The organism is Mycolicibacterium sediminis, from assembly GCF_010731735.1.
Classification (GTDB): domain Bacteria; phylum Actinomycetota; class Actinomycetes; order Mycobacteriales; family Mycobacteriaceae; genus Mycobacterium; species Mycobacterium sediminis.
The window spans coordinates 5,048,422-5,074,668 of the sequence record NZ_AP022588.1 but is presented as its reverse complement, the minus strand read 5'-3'; the positions used below and the strand labels follow the sequence as shown (position 1 = coordinate 5,074,668).

General features: G+C 70.4%; 26 protein-coding genes. 20 read left to right on the top strand and 6 right to left on the bottom strand.

Annotated features, from left to right (window positions below):
- The first annotated feature begins 70 nt into the window (after nt 1–70).
- The 5 genes from rne (at nt 71) to proB (ending at nt 6,303) form a co-directional block, all read left to right on the top strand.
- Nucleotides 71–2,839 carry a ribonuclease E gene (gene rne, locus G6N64_RS24195; RefSeq protein WP_163800370.1) on the top strand — a complete coding sequence of 923 codons (2,769 nt, stop codon included), beginning with the start codon at nt 71–73 and terminating at the stop codon, nt 2,837–2,839.
- Between the two features lie 201 nt (nt 2,840–3,040).
- Nucleotides 3,041–3,352, top strand: a complete 312-nt coding sequence (gene rplU / locus G6N64_RS24190) for a 50S ribosomal protein L21 (protein ID WP_163800369.1) — start codon at nt 3,041–3,043, stop codon at nt 3,350–3,352.
- 15 nt (nt 3,353–3,367) lie between these two features.
- Nucleotides 3,368–3,664 carry a 50S ribosomal protein L27 gene (gene rpmA, locus G6N64_RS24185; RefSeq protein WP_163800368.1) on the top strand — a complete coding sequence of 99 codons (297 nt, stop codon included), beginning with the start codon at nt 3,368–3,370 and terminating at the stop codon, nt 3,662–3,664.
- Between the two features lie 90 nt (nt 3,665–3,754).
- Nucleotides 3,755–5,203: a GTPase ObgE gene (gene obgE / locus G6N64_RS24180; RefSeq protein WP_163800367.1), complete on the top strand. Its 1,449-nt coding sequence runs from the start codon at nt 3,755–3,757 to the stop codon at nt 5,201–5,203.
- Entirely contained in the window at nt 5,200–6,303 is a 1,104-nt protein-coding gene (proB, locus tag G6N64_RS24175) for a glutamate 5-kinase (RefSeq protein ID WP_163800366.1), read from the top strand. The genes obgE and proB overlap by 4 nt, the downstream gene beginning before the upstream one ends.
- Here the strand turns inward: proB and G6N64_RS24170 are convergent.
- A complete protein-coding gene (locus G6N64_RS24170) occupies nt 6,300–6,929 on the bottom strand; it encodes a TetR/AcrR family transcriptional regulator (RefSeq protein ID WP_163800365.1) in 630 nt (209 codons plus the stop codon). The genes proB and G6N64_RS24170 overlap by 4 nt on opposite strands.
- 66 nt (nt 6,930–6,995) lie before the next feature.
- Here G6N64_RS24170 and G6N64_RS24165 point away from each other — a divergent pair, with 66 nt between their 5' ends.
- On the top strand, nt 6,996–8,264 hold the full coding sequence (locus G6N64_RS24165) for a cytochrome P450 (RefSeq protein WP_163800364.1): 1,269 nt from the start codon (nt 6,996–6,998) through the stop codon (nt 8,262–8,264).
- Here G6N64_RS24165 and G6N64_RS24160 read toward each other — a convergent pair.
- Nucleotides 8,254–9,087, bottom strand: a complete 834-nt coding sequence (locus tag G6N64_RS24160; protein ID WP_163800363.1) for an NAD-dependent protein deacetylase — start codon at nt 9,085–9,087, stop codon at nt 8,254–8,256. The two genes, G6N64_RS24165 and G6N64_RS24160, sit on opposite strands and share 11 nt — an antisense overlap.
- 103 nt (nt 9,088–9,190) lie before the next feature.
- Here G6N64_RS24160 and G6N64_RS24155 point away from each other — a divergent pair, with 103 nt between their 5' ends.
- Nucleotides 9,191–11,233, top strand: a complete 2,043-nt coding sequence (locus G6N64_RS24155) for an NAD(+) synthase (protein ID WP_163800362.1) — start codon at nt 9,191–9,193, stop codon at nt 11,231–11,233.
- A 75-nt stretch (nt 11,234–11,308) separates the two neighbouring features.
- Nucleotides 11,309–12,115 carry a GntR family transcriptional regulator gene (locus G6N64_RS24150; protein ID WP_163800361.1) on the top strand — a complete coding sequence of 269 codons (807 nt, stop codon included), beginning with the start codon at nt 11,309–11,311 and terminating at the stop codon, nt 12,113–12,115.
- A gap of 5 nt (nt 12,116–12,120) precedes the next feature.
- Here G6N64_RS24150 and G6N64_RS24145 read toward each other — a convergent pair whose 3' ends face one another.
- Together G6N64_RS24145 and G6N64_RS24140 are read right to left on the bottom strand one after the other, a co-directional pair.
- On the bottom strand, nt 12,121–12,948 hold the full coding sequence (locus G6N64_RS24145; protein ID WP_163800360.1) for an enoyl-CoA hydratase/isomerase family protein: 828 nt from the start codon (nt 12,946–12,948) through the stop codon (nt 12,121–12,123).
- A 22-nt stretch (nt 12,949–12,970) separates the two neighbouring features.
- Nucleotides 12,971–13,834, bottom strand: a complete 864-nt coding sequence (locus tag G6N64_RS24140) for a ribokinase (protein ID WP_163800359.1) — start codon at nt 13,832–13,834, stop codon at nt 12,971–12,973.
- 56 nt (nt 13,835–13,890) lie between these two features.
- On the opposite strand from G6N64_RS24140, the gene G6N64_RS24135 reads away from it, so the two are divergent.
- The 9 genes from G6N64_RS24135 to G6N64_RS24095 are packed head-to-tail and all read left to right on the top strand — an operon-like array spanning nt 13,891 to nt 21,462.
- Complete coding sequence (locus G6N64_RS24135; RefSeq protein ID WP_163800358.1) at nt 13,891–15,147, top strand: glutamate-5-semialdehyde dehydrogenase; 1,257 nt, start codon at nt 13,891–13,893, stop codon at nt 15,145–15,147.
- Between the two features lie 16 nt (nt 15,148–15,163).
- Nucleotides 15,164–16,036, top strand: a complete 873-nt coding sequence (locus G6N64_RS24130; RefSeq protein WP_163800357.1) for an AAA family ATPase — start codon at nt 15,164–15,166, stop codon at nt 16,034–16,036.
- A gap of 11 nt (nt 16,037–16,047) precedes the next feature.
- Nucleotides 16,048–17,493: a vWA domain-containing protein gene (locus G6N64_RS24125; protein WP_163800356.1), complete on the top strand. Its 1,446-nt coding sequence runs from the start codon at nt 16,048–16,050 to the stop codon at nt 17,491–17,493.
- Nucleotides 17,494–17,550: 57 nt separating this feature from the next.
- Complete coding sequence (gene nadD, locus G6N64_RS24120; RefSeq protein WP_264002392.1) at nt 17,551–18,186, top strand: nicotinate-nucleotide adenylyltransferase; 636 nt, start codon at nt 17,551–17,553, stop codon at nt 18,184–18,186.
- Nucleotides 18,183–18,581 (top strand): ribosome silencing factor, encoded by a 399-nt coding sequence (rsfS, locus tag G6N64_RS24115; protein WP_163800355.1) that lies wholly within the window; start codon nt 18,183–18,185, stop codon nt 18,579–18,581. Before nadD ends, rsfS begins: the two co-directional genes overlap by 4 nt.
- The gene (gene gpgP, locus G6N64_RS24110) at nt 18,578–19,246 is read left to right on the top strand and encodes a glucosyl-3-phosphoglycerate phosphatase (RefSeq protein WP_163800354.1); all 669 of its coding nucleotides are present in this window, start codon (nt 18,578–18,580) and stop codon (nt 19,244–19,246) included. The genes rsfS and gpgP overlap by 4 nt, the downstream gene beginning before the upstream one ends.
- A complete protein-coding gene (gene octT, locus G6N64_RS24105; protein ID WP_163800353.1) occupies nt 19,236–20,006 on the top strand; it encodes a diglucosylglycerate octanoyltransferase in 771 nt (256 codons plus the stop codon). The genes gpgP and octT overlap by 11 nt, the downstream gene beginning before the upstream one ends.
- A 2-nt stretch (nt 20,007–20,008) precedes the next feature.
- Nucleotides 20,009–20,848: a DegV family protein gene (locus G6N64_RS24100; RefSeq protein WP_163800352.1), complete on the top strand. Its 840-nt coding sequence runs from the start codon at nt 20,009–20,011 to the stop codon at nt 20,846–20,848.
- Nucleotides 20,845–21,462, top strand: coding sequence for a maleylpyruvate isomerase family mycothiol-dependent enzyme (locus G6N64_RS24095; RefSeq protein ID WP_163800351.1), 618 nt, complete (start codon nt 20,845–20,847; stop codon nt 21,460–21,462). Before G6N64_RS24100 ends, G6N64_RS24095 begins: the two co-directional genes overlap by 4 nt.
- Here G6N64_RS24095 and G6N64_RS24090 read toward each other — a convergent pair.
- Nucleotides 21,459–22,514 (bottom strand): NAD(P)H-dependent amine dehydrogenase family protein, encoded by a 1,056-nt coding sequence (locus G6N64_RS24090; RefSeq protein ID WP_163800350.1) that lies wholly within the window; start codon nt 22,512–22,514, stop codon nt 21,459–21,461. The genes G6N64_RS24095 and G6N64_RS24090 overlap by 4 nt on opposite strands.
- Nucleotides 22,515–22,682: 168 nt before the next feature.
- Here G6N64_RS24090 and G6N64_RS24085 point away from each other — a divergent pair, with 168 nt between their 5' ends.
- The 3 genes from G6N64_RS24085 to holA are packed head-to-tail and all read left to right on the top strand — an operon-like array spanning nt 22,683 to nt 25,961.
- The gene (locus tag G6N64_RS24085) at nt 22,683–23,483 is read left to right on the top strand and encodes a ComEA family DNA-binding protein (protein WP_163800349.1); all 801 of its coding nucleotides are present in this window, start codon (nt 22,683–22,685) and stop codon (nt 23,481–23,483) included.
- Entirely contained in the window at nt 23,480–25,000 is a 1,521-nt protein-coding gene (locus G6N64_RS24080; RefSeq protein WP_163800348.1) for a ComEC/Rec2 family competence protein, read from the top strand. The genes G6N64_RS24085 and G6N64_RS24080 overlap by 4 nt, the downstream gene beginning before the upstream one ends.
- Before the next feature lie 4 nt (nt 25,001–25,004).
- Entirely contained in the window at nt 25,005–25,961 is a 957-nt protein-coding gene (holA, locus tag G6N64_RS24075; RefSeq protein ID WP_163802081.1) for a DNA polymerase III subunit delta, read from the top strand.
- Between the two features lie 4 nt (nt 25,962–25,965).
- Here holA and rpsT read toward each other — a convergent pair whose 3' ends face one another.
- Entirely contained in the window at nt 25,966–26,226 is a 261-nt protein-coding gene (gene rpsT, locus G6N64_RS24070; protein WP_163800347.1) for a 30S ribosomal protein S20, read from the bottom strand.
- Between the last annotated feature and the right edge of the window lie 21 nt (nt 26,227–26,247).

The window sequence follows — 26,247 nt, the reverse complement described above, 5'->3', positions numbered from 1 at the left end:
CCTCGGGCTCATAGCGGAAGCCCTCGCGTGGCCGCGTCGACCTGACGCGCCCGGGGGCTGAGGAGATTTCGTGGCCCATGATGTGCCCAACCAAGATCAGCCCGAAGACGTTCAGCTCGAGCAGGACCCACCTGCCCAGCTGAACGATCCCGGTGTCCTCGACGAGGTCGATCCGCCGGCAGTCGAGATCGAAGCACCCGACGTCGATGCCGACGAGTCGGCAGCAGTCGACGTTCCCCTCGTCGTGATCGACGAGGAACTTGTCGGCGCGCTCGAGATCGTCGAGGGCGACGAGCCCGAGTCACGGCTCCTGCTCGAGACCCCGAAGCCCGCGGTGGCCGCCCCCGCGGACTACCTACCACTGTTCGTCGCGCCGCAACCCGTCTCTTTCGAGACGTTCCGCGCCGCCAAGGCCGTCGTGGACGACGACGATGATGACGACGACGAGGACGATGACGTCGAGGACGACGAGTCCTCGACCGACGCCGACGACGAGTCCTCCGATCCTCCCGCCAACCGCCGGCGCAGGCGCGGCCGGCGCGGTCGTGGCCGTGGCCGCGGCGAGCAGGGTGGCGACGACGCCCCCGAGGGCGACGCCGACGACGAGTCGAACGAAACCGGCGACTCCGAGGACGACTCGGACGACGACGACGACTCGGGTGACGACGAGGCCGCCGGTGGCGACGGTGCCAGCCGACGCAGGCGCAGGCGTCGCAGGCGCAAGTCCGGCGCCGCCGCCGAGAGCGACGAGCCGACCTCACCCGACGACCCGCCGAACACGGTCGTCCACGAACGTGCACCGCGTGCGCGGGCGGAGAAGTCCCCGAAGTCCGACGAGATCCAGGGCATCAGTGGATCGACCCGGTTGGAGGCCAAGCGTCAGCGCCGCCGCGACGGGCGTGACGCCGGACGCCGGCGGCCCCCGATCCTCAGCGAGGCCGAGTTCCTGGCCCGCCGCGAAGCGGTCAACCGAGTCATGGTCGTGCGGGACAAGGTTCGGACCGAGCCTCCGCACGAAGGCGCCCGCTACACGCAGATCGCGGTGCTCGAGGACGGCGTCGTGGTCGAGCACTTCGTCACGTCCGCAGCGTCGGCATCCCTCGTCGGCAACATCTATCTCGGCATCGTGCAGAACGTCCTCCCCTCGATGGAGGCGGCGTTCGTCGATATCGGCCGCGGTCGCAACGGAGTCCTGTACGCAGGCGAGGTGAACTGGGAGGCTGCAGGCCTCGGTGGGGCACAGCGCAAGATCGAGCAGGCACTCAAGCCCGGTGACTACGTCGTCGTGCAGGTCAGCAAGGACCCCGTCGGACACAAGGGTGCACGGCTCACCACGCAGGTGTCGCTGGCCGGCCGCTACCTGGTCTACGTCCCCGGGGCGTCGTCCACCGGCATCAGCCGCAAGCTCCCCGACACCGAGCGGCAGCGTCTCAAGGAGATCCTGCGCGAGGTCGTCCCGTCCGATGCCGGCGTCATCATCCGCACGGCGTCGGAGGGCGTCAAGGAAGAGGACATCCGCACCGACGTCAACCGGCTGCAGGAGCGGTGGGCCCAGGTCGAGGCGAAGGCCGCCGAGCTGACCACCAAGGCCGCCGGTGCCGCGCTCACCCTGTACGAGGAGCCGGACGTCCTGGTGAAGGTCATCCGTGACCTGTTCAACGAAGACTTCTCCGGTCTCATCGTGTCGGGTGACGACGCGTGGCAGACCATCGACGAGTACGTGAAGGCCGTCGCACCGGAACTCGTACCGAGGATGACGAAGTACGAACCCGCCGGTGGTGCCGACGGGCCAGACGTGTTCGCGGTGCACCGCATCGACGAACAGCTCACCAAGGCCATGGACCGCAAGGTCTGGCTGCCGTCGGGCGGCACGCTGGTGATCGACCGCACCGAGGCCATGACCGTGGTCGACGTGAACACCGGCAAGTTCACCGGATCGGGCGGCAACCTCGAACAGACGGTGACGCGGAACAACCTGGAAGCCGCCGAGGAGACGGTGCGGCAGCTGCGGTTGCGCGACATCGGCGGCATCATCGTCATCGACTTCATCGACATGGTGCTCGAGCAGAACCGCGATCTCGTGCTGCGCAGGCTCACCGAGGCGCTGGCCCGCGACCGGACCCGTCATCAGGTATCCGAGGTCACGTCGCTCGGTCTCGTGCAGCTGACGCGAAAGAAGCTCGGTACCGGCCTGATCGAGGCGTTCTCGACGACGTGTTCACATTGCGCCGGCCGTGGGCTGCTGTTGCACGGCGACCCGGTCGACTCGGGTGCGCCGCAGCAGGGCCGCAAGGCCGAACCGGGCACCGGGCGGCGCAGCAAGCGGGGCAAGAAGGGCGGCCGGACCGAGGAGGTCGCCGAGGCCGTCCCGATGGCGAAGGTCCCCAACCACGGCGCCAACGAGCACCCGATGTTCAAGGCGATGGCTGCGGCGAACGGTCGGCACGACGAGGACGGCGAGCCCATCGACGACGAGGACGTCGCCGACGAGGCCGAGGACGAGACGATCACTCCGGCGCTGGTCGCCGACGAGACGACCGGTGACTCGGACTTCGACGACTCTGACGACGATGACGACGACTCGGACGATGACGACGACTCGGACGAGGACGACACCGACGACGACGAGGACGACGACGAGGACGACGACGAGGACGACGACATCGAGGTGATCGATGACGACGACGATGACGACGACGACTCGGACGACGACGATGACGATGACGACGACTCGGATGACGATGACGACGACGACGAGATCGTGTCCGTTGCGCCGTCCAGGCCGGCGCGCCGACGCGCCTCGGCCCGGCCGGCGGGACCTCCGAGCCAGGATGGGTGATGCGACCTGCGGTGGAGGCGGTTTGACCCCCTACCCGCTGGTCACGTAATCTTGTGCAGTTGTCTGTCGGCTCCGTGACCATCTGAGCCGGTGGCAGCGGGTTGAACCGGACTCACGTTGGACCCGCAACCAAAAGACCCATGTGCGCCCGCCTTCGGGCAGCGCGCGCCCGCAATACCGATGTAGAGGATGACGACAACGATGGCGACGTACGCAATCGTCAAGACCGGCGGCAAGCAGTACAAGGTCGCGGTCGGAGACATAGTCAAGGTCGAGAAGCTGGAACTCGAGGCGGGCGACTCGGTGTCGCTGCCCGTGGCGCTTGTCGTCGACGGTGCGAACGTCACCACCGCCGCCAAGGAGCTGGAGAAGGTCGCGGTGACGGCCGAGGTTCTCGAGCACACCAAGGGCCCGAAGATCCGCATCCACAAGTTCAAGAACAAGACCGGCTACCACAAGCGGCAGGGCCACCGGCAGAAGCTGACGGTCGTCAAAGTCACCGGAATCAAGTAGTAGGGGAGCGAACCAATGGCACACAAGAAGGGCGCTTCCAGCTCACGCAACGGTCGCGATTCGAACTCACAGCGCCTCGGCGTCAAGCGGTTCGGCGGCCAGGTCGTGAAGGCTGGCGAGATCATCGTCCGTCAGCGCGGCACCCACTTCCACCCCGGCGTCAACGTGGGACGCGGCGGCGACGACACGCTGTTCGCGACCGCCCCCGGCGCCGTGCACTTCGGTGAGAAGCGTGGCCGCAAGACGGTCAACATCGTGCGCATCCCGCGGCCGGGCACCGAAGTTCCCGCCACCGCCGCTCAGGGAGCCTGAGCCACCGAGGACTTTCCGCGACGGTGAAGCTGCTGCGAGTTCTCTCAGGACGCCTCGCAGATCAGCTTCACCATCGGGAAGGATTCTCAGATGCCTCGTTTCGTCGACCGCGTCGTCATTCACGCGCGGGCGGGTAGCGGAGGCCACGGTTGCGCGTCGGTTCACCGCGAGAAGTACAAGCCGCTGGGTGGTCCCGACGGCGGTAACGGCGGTCGCGGCGGTAGCGTCGTCCTCGTCGTCGATCCGCAGGTGCACACCCTGCTCGACTTCCACTTCCATCCGCACGTCGTCGCGCCCTCCGGCAAGCAGGGCGCCGGGAGCAATCGCGACGGTGCGGCGGGTGCCGACCTCGAGGTCCGCGTTCCAGACGGCACCGTCGTGCTCGACGAGGACGGACGTCTACTCGCCGACCTGGTCGGCGAGGGCACCCGGTTCGACGCCGCTGCCGGCGGCCGAGGTGGACTCGGCAACGCCGCTCTCGCCTCCCGGGCCCGCAAGGCGCCCGGCTTCGCGCTGCTGGGCGAGGAGGGCCAAGCCCGTGACCTCACCCTCGAACTTAAGACGGTCGCCGACGTCGGGCTGATCGGCTTCCCGTCGGCTGGTAAGTCCTCGCTGGTCTCGGTCATCTCCGCCGCGAAGCCGAAGATCGCCGACTATCCGTTCACCACCCTGGCGCCCAATCTGGGCGTGGTGTCCGCGGGCGACCACACCTTCACCGTCGCCGACGTCCCCGGCCTGATTCCGGGCGCGTCGCAGGGCCGCGGGCTCGGCCTCGAGTTCCTGCGGCACCTGGAGCGGTGCGCCGTGCTGGTCCACGTCGTGGATTGCGCGACCATGGAACCGGGACGCGATCCGATCTCCGACATCGAGGCGCTCGAAGCCGAACTCGCCGCGTACACCCCGACGCTGCAGGGTGATTCGACGCTCGGCGACCTCGCAGACCGTCCCCGCGCCGTCGTGCTCAACAAGATCGACGTGCCCGACGCCCACGACATGGCCGACTTCATCCGCGACGACGTGGCGAAGCGCTTCGGCTGGCCGGTGTTCGAGGTGTCGGCCGTCCGCCGGGACGGGTTGCGTCCGTTGATCTTCGCGCTCTGGGACATGGTGGCCACCTACCGTGCCTCGCTCCCCGCGGTGGCTCCGCGCCGGCCGGTCATCCGGCCGATCGCGGTCAACGACAACGGCTTCACCGTCACCTCCGACGGGGAGGGCGGCTACGTGGTGCGCGGCACCCGGCCCGAGCGCTGGGTGTCGCAGACCGACTTCACCAACGACGAGGCCGTCGGATACCTCGGCGACCGGTTGGCCCGGCTCGGGGTCGAGGACGAGCTGTTCAAGCAGGGCGCCCGTCCCGGCTGCGCCGTCACGATCGGTCGCATGACGTTCGACTGGGAGCCGCAGACCCCGGCGGGCATCGACGTCACGATGTCCGGTCGTGGCACCGACATTCGGCTCGAGCAGACCGACCGCATCGGTGCGGCCGAACGCAAGGTCGCCCGCAAGGAGCGGCGCCGCCCCGACGGCGACGACGAGTGACCAGTGCACACCGCGAGGCAGTCAGGACGGCGCGCAGCATCGTGGTCAAGGTGGGTACGACTGCGCTGACCACGCCGTCCGGCGAGTTCGACGCCGGCCGCCTGGATACCCTCGCCGAGGCGATCGAGGCCCGCATGACGGCGGGGTCCGACGTGGTGATCGTCTCCTCCGGTGCGATCGCGGCGGGGATGGAACCCCTGCGGTTGACGAAGCGGCCCACGGATCTCGCCACGAAGCAGGCCGCGGCCAGTGTCGGTCAGGTCGCGCTCGTCAACGCGTGGAGCGCGGCGTTCGCCCGGTACCGACGCACCGTCGGTCAGGTGCTGCTGACGGCGCACGACATCTCGATGCGGGTGCAGCACAACAATGCTCAGCGCACGCTGGATCGGTTGCGGGCGCTGCACGCCGTCGCGATCGTCAACGAGAACGACACGGTCGCCACCAACGAGATCCGGTTCGGCGACAACGACCGGCTGTCGGCCCTCGTGGCGCATCTCGTCGGCGCGGATGCCCTGATCCTGCTGTCGGACATCGACGGCCTGTACGACTCGGATCCCCGGAAGTCAGACGCGCGCTTCATCTCCGAGGTCGCGGCACCCGACGACCTCGACGGCGTGGTGGCGGGCGGCGGCAGTCGACTCGGGACCGGTGGCATGGCCTCGAAGCTGTCGTCGGCGCTGCTGGCCGCCGACGCCGGGGTACCGGTGCTCCTGGCCGCTGCTGCGGACGCCGCCACCGCGCTGGCCGGCGCATCGGTGGGTACCGTGTTCGCGCCGCGGCCGGAACGGATGTCGGCCCGACGGTTCTGGGTGCGCTACGCCGCGGAGTCGACCGGTGTCCTGACCCTCGACGACGGTGCGGTCCGCGCGGTGCTGGAGAAGCGCAAGTCGCTTCTGTCGGCGGGCATCACGGCCGTGTCGGGCCGGTTCCACGGTGGCGACGTCGTCGAACTGCGGGGGTCCGACGAGGTGACGGTGGCGCGCGGCGTGGTCGCCTACGAGGCGAGCGAACTGACCACGATGATCGGTCGGTCGACATCGGACCTGCCCGCCGACATGCGCCGCCCGGCGGTGCACGCCGACGACCTTGTCGCGGTCTAGGGCTGTTCCAGATACATTGCGCCCCAGATGATCTGGGTCAGGCTGTCGGCGAGTTCCGAGTCGTAGGACTCGGGGCGGCTGGGCAGGTTCTGCTGGCATGCCCGCTCCACCATCCACGTGAGCGTCGACGCCGTCGTGGCGGGCACGATCTCGCGCCGGATCACGCCGTCGGCCTGGCCGTGTTCGATGACTGACGTCAGCCGGGCGGCGATGCCGGTCAGCAGGTCGTCGTACGTGTCGCCGACCTGCGGGTCGTAGGCCGACATCTCGGCCAGCGCGACGAGGAGCGGTTGATGGTGGCGGTAGGCGGCGATGATCGCGGTGACGGCAGCGTGGGCATCGGCGGACCGGCGGCGGTCGGCGACGCTCCACCACCGTTCCGCGGCGGCGGCCAGGTCGCCGAACACCTGGCCGGCAAGCCGGCGCAGCAGATGTCCCTTGTCCTCGAAGTAGACGTAGAAGCTGGCCCGGGAGATGCCCGCCTCGGTGGCGAGGCGATCCACGCTCAACTCGGTGAAGCTGGCGCCCGCGGCCATCAGCCGGTCGGTGGCGTCGAGCAGTTGGCGCTCGATGCGCTCGCGCCGCTCCTGCCTCCCGACCTGCGGCTTGCGAGTCACGGACGGCATCGGCACAGCGTAACCCCGGTATGAACACCTTGACTAGACATGGTGTCTAGTCATATCGTCCAGGACATGACCGTGACACCGCTCACATCGGATACCGTCCGCGACTACGACCCGATCGACCTGTCCTCCCGGGCGTTCTGGGCGACCACAGCCGTCGACCGTGAGCGGTCCTTTTCCGAGCTGCGTGCCGAACGCCCGGTGAGCTGGCACCGCCCGGTCGACGACGCGCTGATGGAGGATCCGGACGATCGCGGCTTCTGGGCCGTGACACGGCACGCCGACATCGTCGCCGTCAGCCGCGACAGCGACACTTACCTCTCCGGCAGGGGAGTGCTGTTCGAGACGGTCCCCGAGGAGTTGCTCGAGGCGTCGCAGAGCTTCCTGGCGATGGACGACCCGCGACACACGCAGATCCGCAAGGTCGTGCACTCGGCCTTCACCCCACGCCAGGTGCGCAGGATCGAGGAGTCGATCCAGCTCAACGCACGGACGATCGTCGCCGAGATGCGGGGCGCAGGAAGCGGTGTCGACTTCGTCGAGCAGTGCGCCAAGGTGTTGCCGATCCGCACGCTGTCCGACATGGCAGGCATCCCGGAGTCCGAGCAGGAGCAGGTCGTCGGGGCCGTCGACGCCATGGTGTCGTGGGCCGACCCGATCTTCCTCGCCGGCCGCAACCGGCTCGAGGTCCTGATCGGCAGCCAGATGTACCTGCACCAGGTAGCCGGCGCCCTCGCCGCCGAGCGGCGCGAAAACCCGGGCGACGATCTGATCAGCGCGCTCGTGCACGCGGAGGTGGACGGCGACCGCCTGACCGACGCCGAGGTGGCGGCGTTCTTCGTCCTGCTCTCGGTGGCGGGCAACGACACCACCCGTCAGACGCTGAGTCACTCGGTGCGTGCGCTGACCGACTTCCCCGACCAACGTGCCTGGCTCGCGGCCGACTTCGACGGTCGCATCGGGACGGCCGTCGAGGAGTTCGTCCGCTGGGCGACGCCGGTGATGACGTTTCGCCGCACCGCGGCCGTCGACTGCGAACTCGGCGGCCGGCAGATCTCGGCGGGTGAGAAGGTCGTGATGTTCTACTCGTCGGGCAACCGCGACGCCGACGCCTTCGACCGCCCCGACGTCCTCGACCTCGGCCGCAAGCCCAACCCGCACGTCGGATTCGGTGGTGGGGGACGGCACTTCTGCCTCGGCGCGCACGTCGCCCGTGCACAGGTGCGGGCCGTCATCGGGGAGCTACTCGCTCAGCTGCCCGACCTCGAGGCAGGCGATCCGGACTACCTGCAGGGGAACTTCGTCCACGCCATCCGCGCCATGCCCGTCACCTTCTAGCGACCTCCGCCAGTTCGTCGGCCAGCAGGGCCAGCAGTTCCGAGCAGCCGCCGTCGACCTTGACGGTGGCGAGCGGATCACCGCGTGTGACACCGCGGTTGACGATCGCGACGGGCTTTCCCGCCGCGACGGCGTGACGGACGAACCGCAGCCCCGAGAACACGGTCAGCGACGATCCTGCGACCAGCAGCGCATCCGCGGCGTCGACGAGCGAGTACGCCTCTGCAACACGTGCTTTCGGCACGCTTTCGCCGAAGTAGACGATGTCGGGCTTGAGCATGCCCCCGCAGTTCGGGCAGTCGACGAAGCGGAACGCCGAGGTGTCGCTCACCATGGCGTCGGCGTCGGGTGCCACCGCGATGCCGCCGACGCGTTCGGCGCGCTCGATGAAGCCGGGGTTCAGCGCCTCGAGTCGGTCGGCGAGGTCGGCCCGCGACATCCCGGTCCCGCACGACAGGCAGACCACCCGCGCATAGGTGCCGTGGAGGTCGACGACGTTGCGGCTGCCCGCCTTCGTGTGCAGCAGATCGACGTTCTGGGTGATGACGCCGTGCACCACTCCCGCCCGCTCCAAGGCGGCCAGCGCGCGGTGGCCGGCATTCGGCAGCGTCGCCGCCATGTGTCGCCAGCCGATGTGGTTGCGCGCCCAGTAGCGCTGTCGGTACTCCGGGTCGGAGGTGAACTGCCGGATGGTCATCGGGTTGCTCGGCGGGGAGTCCGGGCCGCGGTAGTCGGGGATTCCCGAATCGGTGGACAGTCCGGCGCCGGTCAGCACGGCGAGGCGTTGACCTGCGAGCAGGCTGACGAGATCGGGGGCATCCACTCCATCCAGGATAGGCGCGCCCGCACCGTGCCCGGTGCAGATCGCCGGGGCCGTGCATGTCCGCGGACTTTCCGGGCAATGATGGTCGCATGAGGGTGATCCGATGAGCTTCTACTCTGCCTACCGGCACGGCTTCGTCCGGGTGGCCGCGTGCACGCACCACACGACGCTCGCGGACCCGGTCGCGAACGCCGAATCCGTACTGGCGCTGGCACGTGAGTGCGATGCCGACGGCGTCGCCCTCGCGGTGTTCCCCGAGTTGACGCTGTCGGGGTACTCGATCGAGGACATCCTCATGCAGGAGGCCCTCCTCGACGCCGTGGAGGAGGGCCTCGCCACGGTCGTCGCCAAATCGGCCTCGCTGCTGCCCGTCCTGGTGGTGGGTGCGCCGCTGCGGTGGCGGAACAGGATTTACAACACCGCGGTCGTCATCCACCGCGGCACGGTGCTGGGCGTCGTCCCGAAGTCCTACCTGCCGACCTACCGCGAGTTCTACGAGCGCAGGCAGTTGGCCCCGGGGGACGACGTGCGCGGCATCATCCGCGTGGGGGACCGCGAGGTGCCGTTCGGACCCGACTTGCTGTTCGCGGCGACGGACCTGCCCAGCTTCGTGCTGCACGTCGAGGTCTGCGAGGACATGTGGGTGCCGATCCCGCCGAGCGCCGAGGCCGCACTGGCCGGTGCGACGGTGCTGGCGAACCTGTCCGGCAGCCCCATCACCATCGGCCGTGCCGACGACCGGAAGCTGATGGCCCGGTCGGCGTCGTCGCGGTGTCTCGCGGCCTACGTGTACGCGGCGGGCGGCGAGGGGGAGTCGACCACGGACCTGGCGTGGGACGGCCAGACGATGATCTACGAGAACGGCGTGCTGCTCGCCGAGTCCGAGCGCTTTCCCAAGGGCGAGCGCCGCTCCATCGCCGACGTCGACACCGAACTGCTACGCGCCGAGCGCAACCGGATGGGCACCTTCGACGACAACCGCCGCCAGCACGCCGCGCGGGTGGACGGCTACCGGCGCATCGCGTTCACCGTCGACCCGCCGACCGACGACATCGGCCTGCGCCGCGACGTCGAGCGGATGCCGTTCGTACCCGCCGATCCCGCTCGGCTCGAGCAGGACTGCTACGAGGCGTTCGGCATTCAGGTGTCGGGGCTCGAGCAGCGGCTCCGGGCACTGAACTACCCCAAGATCGTCCTCGGCGTGTCCGGTGGACTCGACTCGACGCACGCCCTGATCGTCGCGGCCAGGGCGATGGACCGGGAGGGCAGGCCGCGCAGCGACATCCTGGCGTTCACGTTGCCGGGCTTCGCGACCGGCGACCGCACCAAGGGCAACGCGATCGCGCTCAGCGAGGCGCTCGGGGTGACGTTCGCCGAGATCGACATCCGTGACACCGCGTCGCTGATGCTCACCGAGATGGACCACCCCTTCTCGCGGGGCGAGAAGGTCTACGACGTCACCTTCGAGAACGTGCAGGCCGGCCTGCGCACCGACTACCTGTTCCGGCTCGCCAATCAGCGCGGCGGGATCGTGCTGGGCACCGGCGACCTGTCGGAGCTGGCGTTGGGGTGGTCGACCTACGGGGTCGGCGATCAGATGTCGCACTACAACGTCAACGGCGGCGTGCCGAAGACGCTGGTGCAGCACCTGATCCGCTGGGTGATCTCCACCGGGGAGTTCGGCGACGACGTCAACGAGGTGCTGCAATCCGTCGTCGACACCGAGATCACGCCGGAACTCGTGCCGTCGGGCGAGGACGAGGAGGTGCAGAGCAGTCAGGCGAAGGTGGGACCCTATGTGCTGCAGGACTTCTCGTTGTTCCAGGTGTTGCGATACGGCTTTCGGCCGTCGAAGGTCGCGTTCCTGGCGTGGCACGCGTGGCGCGATCCCGACCACGGCGACTGGCCGGCGGGCTTCCCGGTCGACGACCGGCCGTCCTACTCGCTGGGCGAGATCCGCCGCTGGCTGACGGTGTTCGTCCAGCGGTTCTACTCCTTCAGTCAGTTCAAGCGCTCAGCCCTGCCGAACGGCCCGAAGGTGTCGGCGGGCGGCTCGCTGTCGCCACGCGGCGATTGGCGGGCACCGTCGGACATGTCCGCGCGGACCTGGCTCGACGAGATCGAACGCGAGGTGCCCGACGCCTGACGCGACCCCGTGACCAGGCAATCGTGACTCGTCAACGGCGTACGCGCGGCCCCCGTTCGTGCGAGGATCACGGCGATGGCCGAGATCAACGACGGTGAGACGCTGGTGAGCGCAGATTCAGGCGTCTCGCTGCACCGCCAGCTGTACCTCGTGCTGCACGACGAGATCGCCCGCGGCGCCGTGGTCGCCGGCCAGGCGCTGCCTACCGAGCAGGCGCTGTGCGAGCAGTTCGGGGTATCTCGCATCACCGTCCGACGCGCGTTGGCCGACCTCGCGGAGGCCGGGCTCATCGAGCGCAGGCACGGTGTGGGGTCCTTCGTCGCCGAGAACGGCACCGCCCGAGAGCGCGACCCGGCGCGCTCCTACATGGACGGGCTGCGCCAGGTCGAGTTCGAGACGGTGGTGGAGGTGCTCGAGTGCGACGTGCGACCCACCCCGGCCCCCGTTGCGCAGCGCCTGCAGTCGGCGGGGCCCCGGTTGCACGTGATGCGATTGCGGCGCGCACGGACGTCCGGGGAGGCGCTGATGGTCACCGAGGCCTGGCTGCCCGCCGCTCTGGAGCAGACGCTGACCCCGGCCGCCCTGGCCGGCGCACCGCTCTACCAGTTGCTGTACGGGGCGGGAGTGGGCCTCGAACGCGTCGACCACGACCTGAGCGCGGAGGTCGCGGGACCGCGCATCGCGTCGTTGCTCGGCACGGCCATCGGCACGGCCGTCATCCGGGTGAACACCGTGGCGCACGCCGCCGGGCAGCCGCACCACTTCCTGTCGATCGCTTTGTCGCCCAACCGAAGCCGTGTGCTCCTGAGCCAGACCGCCGCGGACTTCGAGTCCGGCATCGGCATGGCGATCGCGCACGACGTGCGCCGACCGATGGCCTGAGCCGGCTAGAGCCGACCCTCGGTGCGGAGGTCGGGATGCACCCATTCGGGGGACCGGCGCTGCTTGAATGCCACGAAGCCCTCGGCGGCCTCCTGTCCGCCGAATGACGCCTTCATTCCGATCCGGTCGAACAGCCCCATGTAGTTGTCGAGGCTCGACTTGATCACCGAGCGGGCCCTCGGCGCGGTGCGGCAGATCTGCGCGAGCACCTCGCGGGACGCGGCTCCGAGATCGTCGTGCGGAACCACGCGCGCGACCATGCCCCAGTCGGCGGCCTCCTCGGCGCTCAGCGTGCGGCCGGTGAACATCAGGTCACGCGTGCGCACCGGGCCGATCATGCGCGCGAGCATCTGGCTGTAGTACGTGTCGGCGATGCCGCGGTAGAGCTCCGGCACCCGGAACGTCGCCCGGTCGCTGACCACCGCCATGTCGCTGCACATGGCGATCTGCAGACCACCGCCCTGGCACAGACCGTTGACCGCCGACACGACGGGCTTCACCGACTGCCGCAGTGTCTCGAAGGGGGTGACGTCCATCGACAGCGCCGGACCGAACGTCATCCAATCGTCGACGCCGTCCCCGCCGCCGAGGTCGCCACCCGGGGCGAAGACGTCGCCGGTGCCGGTGATCAGGAGGCCGGCCAGGTCGTCGTCGTTCTCGACGTGTGTGACCGCGTACCGGATGCCGAAGTACATCGCGGGCGTCATCGCGTTGCGCGCCTCGGGACGGTCCAGAGTCACCACGCCGAAGGGCCCCTCGCGCTCGAATCGCAGGAAGGGGGTGCCAAGCCAGTCGCCGTCGGGCGGGCGGGGCGTGTTCTCGGTGGTCGTCACGTGCCTCCTTGGTCGTCGGGTCTCAATCGTTCAGGACGTCGTCGATGGCCTCGCGGGTCGGCGCGCAGTCGCCCGCACCGGCCACCAGCGTGGCGAGCGCACCCGCCGCGCAGGCACGGCGCAACGCCACCTCGACCCCGCGGTGCCAGTCCGCGGCCAGCACGCCGGCGAACACGTCGCCCGCCCCGGTGGTGTCGACGGCCTCCACCTCGGGCGCGGCCACGGTCAGCTCTCCGTCGGCGCCGCGGTGGGTGACGCCCTCGGCGCCGCGGGTGATCACGAGGTGGTCGACGGGCCAGTGCCAGTCGCGGGACTCGGCCTCGTTCACGACGACCACGTCGACGGTGGCCGCCAACGCCTCGAGGTGTTCGGGAGCGGCCGACGGCGATGCGTTGAGCACGACCACCGCGCCCGAGGCCGCGCCCAGCCGCGCGGCGGCGAGCACCGTGTCCATCGGGATCTCGAGCTGGAGCAGCACCACGTCGGCGGCGGAGATGATGGCCTCGACCCGTGCCGAGGCGAGGTGCAGGTGGGCGTTGGCGCCCGGTGCCACGACGATGGAGTTCTCCGCCTCGTCGTCGACGACGATCACCGCGGTGCCGCTGGGTCCGGGCACCGTCACCACGCCGTCGAGCCCGACCCCGTTGGCCGTCAGATGCTTCCGGAGTCGCGCCGCGGCATCGTCGTCGCCGACCGCTGCCACCACGTCGACTGCGGCGCCGGCACGCGCGGCCGCCACCGACTGGTTCCCGCCCTTGCCGCCCGGCGCCCACGATGCCGACGAGGCGAGCACGGTCTCACCGGGCAGCGGCAGGGCGCGCACCCGCAGCGACTGGTCCAGATTCACGCTGCCCACGACGCACACTCGGCTACCGGACCGTGTCACGGCCCTACCGTAACCCCGACCAGACGGAATGGGTCTTCCCTCGATACGCTGGTCGGATGACCGTGCACGCTCCCGCCGGCCCCGATCTGCGTCACCAGGTGCACGATGCCGCGCGCCGGGCACGGATCGCGGCGCGCTCGCTGGCCACGTCGACCTCCGCGACGAAGGACCGGGCGCTGCACGCCGCGGCGGACTCGGTGTTGGCCGCGGCCGATGCCGTGCTGGCGGCCAACGAGGCCGACCTCGCCACCGCCCGCGCCTCCGGTACGCCCGACTCCATCCTCGACCGGCTCGCGCTGAATCCTCAGCGGATCGACGGGATCGCCGCCGGTCTGCGCCAGGTGGCCGGCCTGCCCGACCCCGTCGGCGAGGTGCTGCGGGGCCGGACGCTGCCCAACGGGTTGCAGATCCGCCAGCAGCGGGTGCCGCTCGGCGTGGTCGGCATGGTCTACGAGGGCAGGCCCAACGTCACCGTCGACGCCTTCGGGCTGACGCTGAAGTCGGGCAACGCCGCACTGCTGCGCGGCAGTTCGTCCGCACGGCACTCCAATGGGGCGCTCGTGGTCGCCCTGCGCGCGGCGCTCGTCGCCGAGGGTCTGCCCGCCGATGCGGTGCAGCTCCTGCCGAGCGAGGACCGCGCCACCGTCACCCACCTCATCCAGGCGCGCGGGCTGGTCGACGTCGTCATCCCCCGCGGGGGTGCCGGACTGATCGACGCGGTCGTCCGTGACGCGACGGTGCCGACCATCGAGACCGGTGTCGGCAATTGCCACGTCTACGTCCACGCAGATGCCGACCTCGACGTCGCCGAGCGGATCCTGCTCAACAGCAAGACCCGCCGACCTAGCGTCTGCAACGCCGCCGAGACGCTCCTGGTCGACGCCGCCATCGCCGACCGCGCGCTGCCGCGTCTCGTCGGGGCGCTGCAGGACGCCGGGGTGACGGTGCACCAGGACCCGAGCGAGGAGGAGCTGCGCACCGAGTTCCTCTCGATGGACATCGCGCTCGCCGTCGTCGACGGCATCGACGCCGCGATCGCGCACGTCAACGAGTACGGCACCGGACACACCGAGGCCATCGTGACCACGGATCTGGCTGCCGCCGAACGGTTCACCGGCGAGGTCGACGCCGCCGCGGTCATGGTCAACGCCGCGACGTCGTTCACCGATGGCGAACAATTCGGGTTCGGCGCCGAGATCGGCATCTCCACGCAGAAGCTGCACGCCCGTGGGCCGATGGGCCTGCCCGAACTGACCTCGACCAAGTGGGTGGTGTGGGGCTCACCCGTCACCGGCCACGTCCGCCCCGTCTGACCAGGAGACACGCCACGTGACCGTCCCGACCCGGGTTCCACTGTTCACCGACATCGACGACGTCGCCGCGCGGCTGGCCGAGACCGGCTACCTCCCCGACACCGCCACAGCCACCGCGGTGTTCCTCGCCGACCGGCTGGGCAAGCCGCTGCTCGTCGAGGGCCCGGCGGGCGTCGGCAAGACCGAGCTGGCACGTGCGATCGCCCAGTGCACCGGGGCCGGTCTGGTCCGCCTGCAGTGCTACGAGGGCGTCGACGAGGCGCGTGCCCTCTACGAGTGGAACCACGCGAAGCAGATCCTGCGCATCCAGGCCGGGTCGGGCGACTGGGACCAGACCAAGATGGACGTGTTCAGCGAGGAGTTCCTGCTCACGCGTCCGCTGCTGACGGCGATCAAGCGCACCGAGCCGACGGTGCTGCTGATCGACGAGACCGACAAGGCCGACATCGAGATCGAGGGCCTGCTGCTGGAGGTGCTGTCCGACTTCGCGGTCACCGTGCCGGAACTGGGCACGATCGTCGCCGAGCACCCGCCCTTCGTGCTCCTGACGTCCAACGCGACCCGCGAGTTGTCCGAGGCGCTCAAGCGTCGCTGCCTGTTCCTGCACATCGACTTCCCCGAGCCCGACCTCGAGCGGCGGATCCTGCTGTCCCGCGTTCCGGAGCTGCCCGAGAAGGTGGCCGAGGAACTGGTCCGCATCATCGGGGTCCTGCGCGGCATGCAGCTCAAGAAGATGCCGTCGGTCGCCGAGACCATCGACTGGGGCCGCACGGTGCTCGCCCTGGGGATGGACACCATCGACGACGCGATGGTCGCCGCCACGCTAGGGGTCGTGCTCAAGCACCAGTCCGACCAGGTGCGCGCAGCCGGCGAACTCAAGCTGAACTGAGGACTGGCCCGATGGTCGTTCGCCGCACTCGAGCCCCGCAACCGCTTGCCCCGCATGGCATCCCGGGGCACCTGGTCGAGTTCGTCGAGGCGCTGCGCGGGGTCGGCATCGCGGTGGGCCCGTCGGAGACCGTCGACGCGGGCCGCGTGCTGGCCACGCTCGGCCTCGGCAACCGCGATCAGCTGCGGGAGGGACTGGCGTGCGCGGTGATGCGCCGCGCGGAGCACCGCGAGACCTACGACGCGATGTTCGACCTGTGGTGGCCGGCCGCACTCGGGGCGAGGACGGTCGTCGACGACGACGACGAGATTGCCGAGCAACCCGACGGTCCGCCACCCCAAGACGTCGAGGCCATGCGCGATGCGTTGGTCCAGATGCTGGCCAACGACCCCGATCTGGCCAGTATGGACGACCGGCTCGCGGCGATGATCGCGCAGATCGTGGAGTCGTTCGGCCGGTACAACTCCAGCCGTGGACCGTCCTACTCGTCGTACCAGGCGCTCAAGGCGATGGCGCTCGACGAACTCGAGGGCCGGCTGCTGGCGGGCCTGCTCGTGGGCTACGGGGACGACCCGACCCCGACGCAGGAGCAGATCGCCAAGTCGATTGCGGCCAAGCGCATCTCGCAGCTGCGCAGGATGGTCGAGGGCGAGACCAAGCGGCGCACCGCCGAACAGCTGGGCCGCGAGCACGTGCAGATGTACGGCATCCCGCAGCTTAGCGAGAACGTCGAGTTCCTGCGGGCGTCGGGTGATCAGCTCCGGCAGATGCGCCGGGTCGTGGCACCGCTGGCCCGCACGATGGCCACCCGGCTGGCGGCGCGCCGGCGCCGATCGCGGGCAGGGGAGATCGACCTGCGCAAGACATTGCGCAAGTCGATGTCGACCGGTGGCGTCCCCATCGACGTCGTTCTGAAGAAACCCCATCCCGCTCGTCCCGAGCTGGTCGTGCTGTGCGACGTGTCGGGTTCGGTGGCCGGTTTCAGCCACTTCACGCTGATGCTGGTGAGTGCGCTGCGTCAGCAGTTCTCCCGCGTTCGCGTGTTCGCGTTCATCGACACCACCGACGAGGTGACCGAGATGTTCGGCCCCGAGGCCGATCTGGCGGTAGCGGTGCAGCGGATCACCCGGGAGGCGGGCGTCTACACCCGCGACGGCCACTCCGACTACGGCCACGCCTTCGTGTCGTTCCAGGACAAGTACCCGAACGTCCTCTCGCCCCGCAGCTCGCTGCTGGTGCTCGGGGACGCCCGCAACAACTACCGCAACCCCCAGGTCGACCTGCTGGCGCACATGGTGAACGCCGCGCGCCACGCGCACTGGCTCAACCCGGAGCCCAAGCACCTGTGGGGGAGCGGCGATTCGGCCGTGCCGCGCTACGAGGACGTCATCAGCATGCACGAGTGCAGGTCGGCCAAGCAGTTGGCGACCGTGATCGACTCGCTGCTCCCGGTCTGACCGCCCGCGGTCCGCGAGATCCGGGCGTCGTCGATCACTCCCGTAAGCTGCCTAGTCGTGACTCGACGACGACTCGGCGTGATGGGCGGGACGTTCGATCCCATCCACCACGGGCACCTCGTCGCCGCCAGTGAGGTGGCCGACCTCTTCGACCTCGACGAGGTGGCGTTCGTCCCCACCGGCCAACCGTGGCAGAAGCGCGACCGCAGCGTCACCGCCGCGGAGGACCGCTACCTGATGACGGTCATCGCGACGGCCGCCAACCCGCGGTTCTCGGTGAGCCGGGTGGACATCGACCGCGCCGGGCCCACCTACACCAAGGACACGCTGCGCGACCTCGCCGGACTCAACCCGGACACCGACCTGTACTTCATCACCGGTGCCGACGCGCTCGGTTCCATCCTGGGCTGGCAGAACTGGGAGGACCTCTTCTCGCTGGCCCGGTTCGTCGGCGTCAGCAGACCGGGATACGAACTCGACGGCGAGCACGTCGCGGCGGCGATGAAGGAACTACCCCAGGATTCCCTCCACCTCGTCGAGGTGCCCGCCCTGGCCATCTCGTCGAGCGAGTGCCGCAAGCGGGCCGAGTCCGGACGCCCGATCTGGTACCTGGTGCCCGACGGCGTCGTCCAGTACGTCTCGAAGCGCGGTCTGTACCACACCCACCCACCCACAGGAGAGACACCGCGATGAGTGCCACGCCCGAAGCCCTTCAGATGGCGACGGTCGCCGCCCAGGCGGCCGCGGCCAAGCTCGGCGACGACGTCGTCGTCATCGACGTGTCGGAACAGCTCGTCATCACCGACTACTTCGTCATCGCGTCGGCGTCCAACGACCGTCAGGTCAAGGCGATCGTCGACGAGGTTGAGGAGAAGATGCGCGTCGCCGGGTTCAAGCCCGCGCGTCGCGAAGGCACGCGCGAGGGCCGCTGGGTCCTGCTCGACTTCGTCGACATCGTCGTGCACGTCCAGCATCAGGACGAGCGCAACTTCTACGCGCTCGACCGGCTGTGGCGCGACTGCCCGATCGTGCCGATCGACCTCGACGGCGTGGAGCGCGATCCCGACGCGGGCGACGAACCGCAGTGAGGGTGCGGCGACTCGTCCTCCTGCGGCACGGTCAGACCGAATACAACGCGGGCAGCCGGATGCAGGGCCAACTCGACACCGACCTGTCCGACCTGGGCCGCGAGCAGGCGTCCGCGGCGGCCGAGGTGCTGGCCAAGCGTCACCCGCTCCTGATCGTGTCGTCCGATCTGCGGCGGGCACTCGACACCGCGACCGCGCTCGGTGACCGCGCCGGCGTGCCCGTCCTCACCGACACCAGGCTGCGTGAGACACACCTCGGCGACTGGCAGGGTCTGACCCACCACGACGTCGACGCGATCGCCCCGGGCGCCCGGTTGGCCTGGCGCGACGACGCACGGTGGGCCCCGCACGGCGGTGAGAGCCGCGTCGACGTCGCCGAGCGCAGCCTCCCGCTGGTGGCCGAACTCGTCGAGCAGCAGCAGGACTGGGGTGTCGACGACGCGGACCGCCCCGTCGTGCTCGTCGCGCACGGCGGGCTGATCGCCGCCCTCACCGGCGCGATCCTCGGACTGCCGGTGGACAACTGGCCGATCCTCGGCGGCATGGGCAACGCGAGTTGGGTACAGCTCGCCGGGCACTCCGAAGCCGATGCGCCCTTCGGCGACGTCCGGTGGCGTCTGGACGTGTGGAACGCCTCGGCGCAGGTCGCCAACGATGTCCTCTGAGCCCGGAGCCGAACATTCCCCGGGTCGCTCCGCTCCTGCCCGCCGGACCCTGCTCGTCTTCTGCGACTCCCTGTCCTACTACGGACCCGCCGGCGGACTGCCCGCCGACGACCCGCGGATCTGGCCCAATATCGTTGCCTCGCAACTGGACTGGGACGTCGAGGTGATCGGCCGGATCGGGTGGACCTCCCGCGACGTCTGGTGGGCGGCGATCGGCGATCCGCGTGCCTGGGCAGCGCTGCCCCGCGCGGGCGCGGTGGTCTTCGCCACCAGTGGCATGGACTCGTTGCCCTCGCCTCTGCCCACCGCGCTGCGGGAACTCATCCGCTATGTGCGTCCGCCGCTGCTGCGCAGGTGGGTTCGCGACGGGTACGGCTGGGTGCAGCCTCGACTGTCTCCCATCGCGCGGCCGGCGCTACCCCCGAAGCTGACGGCCGACTACCTCGAGCAGACGCGCGCGGCCATCGACTTCAACCGGCCGGGGATCCCGTTCGTGGCCTGCGTCCCGTCGGTGCACGTCGCACAGGCGTACGGTCGCTCGCACCGGTGGCGTGACGGCACCGCCGCGGCGATCGAGGAGTGGGCGCACCGGCACGCCGTCCCGCTGGTCGACCTCAAGGCCGCCGTCGGAGACGAGATCACCAGTGGGCGCGGCAATCCCGACGGCATCCACTGGAACTTCGAGGCGCACCGCAACGTCGCCGCCCTCGTCGTGGCGGCGCTCGCCGACGCCGGCGTGCCGGTCGCGAGCGCCGGCTGACCATGGCGGTCGTCGTGGTGACCGACTCGTCGGGCAGGCTCAGCCCAGAAGACGGCCGGCGCTGGAACGTTCGCGAGGTACCGCTGCACGTCCTGGTCGACGGCGAGGATCTGCGGGACGGGGTCGATCAGATCCCCAACGACGTGCACGCCAGAGCCCACGTGACCACCGCGGGCGCCTCCCCGGCGGACCTGGCCGACGCCTACCGCACGGCACTGGCCGACAGCGACGGCGACGGCGTGGTGGCGGTGCACCTGTCCGCTGCCCTGTCGAGCACCTTCAGTACCGCCTCCGCGGTGGCCCGCGAGTTCGGATCGTCGGTTCGCGTGGTGAATTCGCGTTCGGCGGCGGCCTGTGTCGGCTTCGTCGCGCTGGCCGCGGCGAGGGCCGCCGCCCGCGGGGACGCACTGGACGCGGTCGAGGCGGTGGCCCGGGAGGCGGTGCCGCGCGGACATGCCTTCATCGTCGTCCACCGACTGGACAATCTGCGGCGAAGCGGCCGCATCGGCACCGCGTCGTCATGGCTGGGTACCGCGCTGTCGCTCAAGCCGCTGCTGGCGCTCGACGTCGACGGCAGGCTGGTGCCGTCACAGCGCATCCGTACCGCATCGAAGGCGCACGCCGCGATGGTCGACGCCGTGGCCGACCTCGTCGGCGACCGTGCGGCGTCCATCGTGGTGCACCACGTCGACAACCACGACGACGCCGACGTCGTCGGCGCCAGCCTCAGCGCACGGCTGCCCCAGCTCGAGTCGCTGACCGTGGCCGACATGGGACCGGTGCTGTCGGTGCACGTCGGCGCGGGCGCCATCGGGGTGGCGTTGACGGTGGCCGACCGGTGACCGCGCTCCATCTCGCACGCGAGGAGCGCCTCGAGTTCGCCGACCTGCTCGCCGGTCTCACCGCCGAGCAGTGGGACGCTCCGACGCTGTGCGCCGGGTGGCGGGTGCGCGACGTGGCCGCTCACACCATGAGCTTCGAGGGCGTGGCCCCCGGTGCGCTGGCGGCGCGCTTCCTGCGGGGACGGCTCCAGACCGATCGCATCAACGAACTCGCCGTCGCGGATCTTGCGGGCACGTCGACCGACGACCTCGTCGCGATGGTGCGGACCCACGCCACGCCCAGCGGACTCGGATCCGGGTTCGGCGGTCGGATTGCGCTCGTCGACAACATGATCCACCAACAGGACGTTCGTCGTCCGCTCGGCCTGCCGCGCGTCATTGCACCGGACCGACTGACCGTCGCGCTGGACTTCGCGCGCTGGGCGCCGCTGATCAGAGGAGCCTGGCAGACCAGGGGAGTCCGGCTCGTCGCCACCGACCTCGCCTGGGCAGCCGGCCGCGGGCCGGAGGTGCGGGGACCGGGTGAGGCGCTGCTCGTGGTGATGGCCGGCCGCGCCGACGGGTTGCGCGACGTCTCCGGTCCCGGCGCGGCCACGCTCGCCCGGCGGCTCTAGCCCCTGAACCGGCCCGTGACCGGAGGCAGGTCCTTCAGCGTCACGATCCCCGGCGCCGCGGCCACCACCGCGGGCACGGCGTTGGTCACGGGCAGCGCGGTGTAGATCATGCCCAGCCCCATGAAGCCGGGTTCGGTCCAGTCGCGCGGGGGCAGGCAGTGCAGCACGGTTCGCATGTTGGGCGTCCCGAAGACCTGGATGACGTGGCCGTGCTCGAGCGGCTTGGGCGGGGTGACGTGGTTGCCCATGGTCCAGTTGAACCCGACGCTCACCACGTTGCGGTCTCCCACCCAGCCCCGGTGGTAGCCGAACACGCCGGCCACCGTGTCCTTCGGGATCTGCATGAACCCCAGGTCGGTGTCCCCGGTTGCGGTGCTGAACTCCACGTCGAACGTCATCCGGTCCAGCGGCGCCCCGATGGCGTCGGCCATCATCGCGGCCGACTCGGCGAACACCTCGCTCTCGCGACGCACGCTGTCGGCGAGGCCCTCGGTGGCGGGGTCCCGGCCGAATCCCATGGCGGACTGCGTCCCCGCCGACTCGTACGTCGAGCAGTCCACGGACTCGGTGATGCGGATCTCGTCGACGTTCTCGCACGAGCCGGACAGCACCATGCCGACCATGTTGGTCATCCCGGGGTGGGCACCGCTGCCGAAGATGGTCGAATTGCCCGTCGCGCAGGCCTTCTCGATCCGGTCGAGGTCCTGGCGTGACTGCTTCCCGCCCGTGATCCACGCGGCACTTGAGCAGACGTTGATCCCGGCCTCGAGCAACGCGACGAGTTCGTCGACGCTCGGCCACAGCGGGTTGTAGCAGCAGGCGTCCGGAGCCAGGGCGATCAGCGCGTCGACGTCGTTGGTCGCGAGGAACCCGGTGGGCTCGGGCCACCCGGCGAGTTCGGCGGCGTCGACGCCCACCTTGTCGGCCCCGTGCGCGTACACCCCGACCAGCTCCATGTCGTCACGGGAGATGACGGCGTGCAGGGAGCGTCTGCCGATGTTGCCGGTGGTCCACTGGATCACCCGCAGCGGACGGTCGGCGGGTGTGCTCATGCAGGGGCCTCCTCGGCGATGGGGAACGTGCACCAGACACTATGCGGAACCTGTTCACCGTTCGGGCGGGATCGCCGTTTGTCCCCAGTGCCGCCTTCGTCCCCAGGGGCCGGTCCGCTCGGCCGTCGAGGGAGGTTCCTCGTCCCGGCCGCGGCCTACGTTCGCGCCATGCGACTCGAACAGCCCACCGACCGGGCGCACCGCAGGCTTGGCGGAACCGATGCGCCCACCGACGACGACGCCACCGACGCCGACCAGTCGGACACCTCGCTGGCCAAGTGGCTACCCGACGCCTCGCCGCCCGGTCGCCTGCAGTGGATCGGCGCCCTGCGTGCCGATCCCGGCCGGACCGGGGTGGTCGCGCTGGCGGTGGTCGGCGCCATCGCCGTCGCGATCACCGTGTTCACGGTCGCCGGGAACGATCCGCCGCCGGTCGCATCGGCGAATCTGCCTCCGGTGCAAATGGTGTCGACGGCCCGAGCCCCGGCCGAACCCGATCCGGCGCAGCCCGTGGTGGTCAGCGTCATGGGTCTGGTGCACCGGCCCGGTCTGGTCAGCCTCGCCGCCGGCGCGCGCGTCGACGATGCGCTCGCCGCGGCGGGCGGTGCGCTCGACGGCGCCGACCTGGTGGGGCTCAACGTGGCGCGACGGCTGACCGACGGTGAGCAGATCGTGGTCGGGCTCGCGACGTCCCCGAGCGCGCCGTCCGCGATGGGCAGCTCCATCGCGCCTGCCGCTCGGGATGAGCCGGTGCCGCAGTCGCCCGCGGACCCCGCGGGTCCGATCGACGTGAACGCCGCGACCGTCGAGCAGCTCGACGACCTCCCCGGCGTCGGTCCGGTGACCGCGGCCGCGATCGTCGCGTGGCGGGACGCCAACGGGCCGTTCACCGACGTCGAGCAGCTCGGCGACGTCGACGGCATCGGTCCCGTACGCCTCGAGAAGCTCCGCGACCTGGTCCATGTGTGACGGACACCGCGGACGTCGACCTCCGGCTGGTCCCCGCCGCGTTGACCGCGTGGGCGGTGACCGCCGCGGGCATCCTGTGGTCGCCGACGGTCACAGTGGCCGTGATCGTCGTGGCGACCGGATCGGTGGCGACGGTGACGGCCCTGCTCGCGCGCCGCGGTTCCGACACCGCCGCGGCACGGTGGCCCGCGATGGCCGCCGTCGCACTGGTCGGGGCGTGCTTCGCGGTGTCGATCGGGATGCGGGCCGCCGAGGTCGCCGACCATCCGGTGCGGACCCGGACCGGCGACACCGTCGAGGTGACGGTCCGTGCCGTCGAGAGCCCGCGCGTGGTCGCCGGGGGACGGGTGATGTTCCGCGGCGCCCTGCTGGCCGTCGACGACCGCCCCCAGTCCGGTCGGGTCCTGGTGTTCGCGTCGGTGTCCGGGTTCGGAGAGCTGACCACGGGCCGCCCCGCGCACTTCCGCGCCAGCATCGGTGCGCCGACGCGGCGTGACCTGACCGTGGCGACGCTGTCGGCGACCGGTGCTCCCCGACTCGGAGAGGCGGGGCCGGCGAACCGGCTCGCCGCCCGGGTGCGTTCGGACTTCGCGGAGGCGGCGCGTGCCGCGCTGTCGGTCGACCAGGCCGCGATGCTGCCGGCGCTGGTACTCGGCGACACGTCTGCGGTCGACCGGCGGACGGTCGACGACTTCCGGACCGCCGGCCTCACCCATCTCACCGCCGTGTCCGGTGCGAACGTCACGATCGTGTGCGGCGCGGTCCTGCTGTCCGCGATGCTCGTCGGGCCGCGGATCGCGGTCGTGCTCGCCGCGCTGGCCCTGGTCGCCTTCGTATTCGTGGTGCAACCGACGGCCAGCGTCCTGCGCGCGGCGATCATGGGCGCCATCACGCTGCTCGCGGTGCTGTCGCACCGCAGGAGACAGGCGATCCCGGCTCTCGCCGCCACCGTCCTCACCGTGATGATCGGCTGGCCAGAGATGGCCGTCGACGTCGGCTTCGCCCTGTCGGCGTCGGCGACCGCCGCCCTGGTCGTCATCGCGCCGAGATGGGCGGCAGTGCTCGAGGCGCGCGGATGGCCCGCGCCACTGGCCGGGGCCGTCAGCGTGGCGGTGGCCGCACACCTCGTCACGGCACCGCTGGTGGCGGGCATCGCGGGCACGTTCAGCGTGGTCGCGGTGCTGGCCAACCTGGCGGTGACGGTCGTCGTCGCGCCCATCACGATCCTGGGGACGCTGGCGGCCACGCTGGCGACGCCCTGGTCCACCGGTGCGGCGATGCTGATCCGGTTCACCGGACCCGAACTCTGGTGGCTGCTGCGGGTGGCCGAGTACGCGGCTTCGGTTCCGGGCGCGGCGATTCCGGTCCCGTCCGGTGTCGCGGGCGTGCTGTGCGTGACCATCGGCACGCTCACTGCGATCGTGGCGTGGCGACGGCCGTGGGGTCGAGTGCTGGTGGTCTGGTGCCTCGTCGGGCTGGTGGCATGGGCGGCGGGCGGTCACGTCACCGGGGCGTGACACCATTTCAGCCGTGACCCAACTCCACCTCGTGCTGGGCGACGAAGAGCTGCTCGTCGAGCGCGCCGTCGCCGCCGTGCTCACGACCGCACGGACGGCGGCCGGGACGGTCGACGTCCCGGTGGACAGGATGCGCGCGGGAGAGGTCAGCACCAACGAACTCGCCGAACTGCTCAGCCCCTCGCTGTTCGCCGACGAGCGCGTGCTGGTGCTGGAGTCGGCCGCTGATGCGGGCAAGGACGCGGTCGCGCTGATCGCCGGAGCCGCTGCCGACCTGCCGCCCGGCACGGTGCTGGTGGTGGTGCACACCGGCGGCGGCCGCGCCAAGGCGCTGGCCGACCAGTTGCGGAAGTTGGGCGCCGAGGTCCACCCGTGCGCGAAGCTCACCAAGCCGTCCGAGCGGGCCGACTTCGTCAAGCGCGAGTTCCGCTCGCACCGGGCGAAGGTCGGGGATGACGCCGTCGCCGCACTGCTGGAGGCGGTCGGCTCGGACCTCCGCGAATTGGCCGCCGTGTGTTCGCAGCTCGTCGCCGACACCGCGGGCGACGTCGACGTCACCGCCGTGCGCCGCTATCACAATGGAAAGGCGGAGATCAAGGGTTACGTCATCGCCGAGATGGCGGTCGCCGGCGACGTCGAGGGTGCGGCGGAGGCGTTGCGCTGGGCGATGATGGGCGGCGAACCGCACGTGGTGCTGGCGGACGCGCTCGCCGAGGCGGTGCACGCGATCGCGAGGATCGGGCCGCTGTCGGGCAATCAGAACCAGGTGGCCGGTGAGGTCGGCATGCCGCCGTGGCGGGTGCAGAAGGTGCAGCGTCAGGCCCGGCGATGGTCCAGGGACTCCGTCGCCGAGGCGATGCGTCTGGTGGCGACGCTCAACGCAGACGTCAAGGGCGCAGCGGCGGATGCCGACTACGCCCTCGAGACCGCGGTGCGGAAGGTTGCCGAACTGGTCGGCTAGTGGGTCAGAGCTTGTTGAGCGCGAGCGTCAGGGCCGACTTCTTGTTGGCTGCCTGATTCTTATGGATGACGCCCTTGCTGGCTGCCTGGTCGAGCTTGCGGTTGGTGAAGGCCAGCAGCTCGCTCGCCTTCTCCTTCTCGCCGGCGTCGATGGCCTCGCGGAGACCGCGGATGGCCGTACGCAGCTCGGACTTCACCGACTGGTTGCGCAGCCGAGCGCGCTCGTTGGTGAGGATGCGCTTTTCCTGCGACTTGATGTTGGCCACGCGTATTCCTTCGAGTAGAAC